General features: G+C 36.1%; 2 protein-coding genes. Both read right to left on the bottom strand.

Going from position 1 to position 3,030, the window contains the following annotated elements:
• Positions 1 to 833: 833 nt before the first annotated feature.
• Entirely contained in the window at positions 834 to 2,111 is a 1,278-nt protein-coding gene (locus AC1DRF_RS21380; protein ID WP_477741632.1) for an MFS transporter, read from the bottom strand.
• Positions 2,112 to 2,240: 129 nt separating this feature from the next.
• Positions 2,241 to 3,030: sugar phosphate isomerase/epimerase family protein (locus AC1DRF_RS21375; protein ID WP_477741631.1), on the bottom strand; the 790-nt coding region annotated here is incomplete at its 5' end.

Here is a 3,030-nt window from a genome sequence, read left to right as displayed (position 1 = left end):
GTCAATTAAAAGACGTATCTTCGATAATAAGTACGATTTATATTAAATGGAGATTGTTAATCAACAATACGAGTCAAAAAAATATAGGCACATTTGAAGACTGATTAAATCTGCCTATTTGTTTCAATTATTCACAATTTCTTCTCTCCATTTACTTAAATATCCTACTGATTTTCTGTTAATAGGCACCGAAAACGGTCAATTAGATGGGAACTTTTTTAAAAATGCATTAAAGGTATTAATAGCTTCATTAGTCACTTCGATAATTTTGTATATAGTTATAATTGGATCGTTTCTTTTATMAGTTGATATAGCAAGTAATTTTGGTACCATAATTAAGGTTACTGTGCCTATTCTAGCTTTAGCTACAATCTTAGAGTTTATTTACTCTTTCTTTATCATCAAAATAGAAGAAACACGTCAAAAAAGCGGGCTTTACTCTACACGAGTAAATAGGTAATTGCTTTATTAAATGTGGAGGAGATCACTGACTAAGAATTAGAGCAGAAGAAAGGGCTAAGAAAGAAGAATTATTTATTAATTTTGMATATGAACAACCTTAATACGATGGATATTTTAGTTCTGCAATTATCTCATTCGATTCATACCCTTTAGGCAGAGGTTCTTTAAATGGAAGTATAAAATAYCCCATACATTGCTAATATCTCTAAAAAATTCACCTGTTAACTTGTCCATTAGGAAAATAAAAAAATCCATGAAATTATTTGAATTTCAAGGACTTTTTTATTATGTTCGTTATATGACATTTACTCACTTAAGTACTTCGTTAAAACAGTATAAAAGCCTGTCTGCCATATTGATTGTCCTTACTTTCAACCGACTTGTTTCTCAGATGAATAACTGCTCTTGTTTTGTTTTTCCTCACTTGGTAATTTCATAAATACCATCAAAATAGCACTAACAAAATACAAACTAGCAAATATCCACATAACTCCGTGTACACCCATGCTACCAATGAATGTTCCTACAATTGCAGGTGCAATAAAGTAAGACATTCCAGCCCCAAAACTTACAATAGCCATAGCTGAGCCTTTCTTTTCAGGTGCTAATGAACTTACTAGAGCAGAAAGCGGTACATAACCACATAGAACGATTCCAAAAAATATACCCACCACAGTTAATGCCCAGAAATTATGCCCAAACATTTGAGGAGTATAAAGCAAAACCAGAGTCATTACACCGCAACCGACACTGCCAATCCACATAATTGTTTTTCGCCAACCTAACCATTTGTCACTGATATAGGGAATGACTAAGTTAAAAGAGATATTGGCCACCCACATAGTTCCCCATACTTGTAACCATTCTTCTGTACTGTATCCATATTCAGAGGACAAGTATAGAGGGAAAAAGATTGGAAGAGCACCTACGCCGGTCGAGTTTATTATACGAACAACTCCTCCTATTGCGATTTTTGGCTTTTCAATACAAATAGTTAGTCCACTGAGTAAACTTTTCAATTTTTCCTTGCCGTTACCCTCACGTTCATGTACTTGGCCTTTTACAACAACAACTCCAATTAGTCCACCGATTAACACCCATACGACCGCACTCCACATTAATCCGATATATCCGATTTTCGGAATCATATAAGCTGGAAAATAACTTCCAACAACATAAAGACCGCCACTCCATGCTGCCCAAAATAGCCCTATTGCCGTAGCTAAAATACGGTCAGGACTGCGATAAGTAACCCAAACTAAAAACGAGTAGCAAAATAAAGGATAACCAAATCCTCGAATAGCATAAGTCGGTAACATAACTGCATAATTATGTGGTTTTAGACCATATTCAATAAAAAGAACTTGACCAACTAACCAGATAACCAAGCCTGCTATCATAACCTTTCTCGGTCCCCATGCTTCTGTAAGGACACCCGAAAAGTAGGAGGCGATTGCTAATATAGCCCCGTATGCTGCAAAGAGAGTAGAAGATTGTTGAACGGTTAAGCCATGTTCAATAAGATACGGTGAAAGCCAACCATGTTCTAGACCATCTCCTACCATAAAAATTAGAGTTGCGATATAGCCCCAAATCATTGCTGATGGAAGACCTTTGGTGTTTTGCTCTCTTTTTGAAATCGCATTCATTTTAATCACCTCAAAATTATATATTTAACAATGCTGACAGCCATATTTACTCATTAGATGGGTCTCTTCAATGTTTAATGATAAATACCCATCTGGGTATTTATCATTAACTATATAGGAAATATACTGTTACGCCCACCACATTTCAGTTAATTGTTCTTTAAATTGTGCGCCTTTTAATAAAGAGATAGCCTTACTTAATCCTTCATCTAACGAAGCTAGCATATCTTCATGTTCAATGGATATCACATAGTCATATCCTACAGCACGAAGCGCACTCACCATATCTTTCCATACTTTTTCGTTTTGACCATATCCTACGGATCTAAATGTCCACGAACGATTCAAAGTATCACTGTAATGTTTTGTATCTAATACTCCATTAACACTAATATTTGCCTGATCCAAATACGTATCTTTTGCATGAAAATGAAAGATAGCCTCTTCTCGACCAAGTTTTTTAATGGCTTCTACTGGATTAATCCCTTGCCAAATCAAATGGCTTGGATCAAAATTAGCTCCAATACTTTGCCCAGCATGCTCTCTTAATTTCAAGAGAGTTTCAGGGTTATACACAACAAAACCCGGGTGCATTTCAAGCGCAATTTGATGGATACCGTGTGACTCTGCAAATTTCACTTCCTCTTTCCAGTAAGGAATGACTACTTCATTCCATTGCCAATCTAGGATTTCCGTATATTCCGGCGGCCAAGAACAGGTTACCCAGTTTGGATTTTTAGCACCTGGGTGGTCACCTGGGCACCCAGAAAATCCATTAATCACCGGCACTTCTAGACGTTCAGCTAATAAAACTGTTTTTCTCCACACATCATGAGCCTTTTTGGCAACCATCTTATTTGGATGCAGTAAATTGCCATGACAACTTAGACCACTTATTGTAAGTCCTCTACTTTTAAGG

The sequence above is a fragment of the Priestia sp. P5_B4 genome, assembly GCF_056400385.1.
Note: the sequence above shows the minus strand (reverse complement) of the source record. Positions and strands in the feature narration are given on the sequence as shown.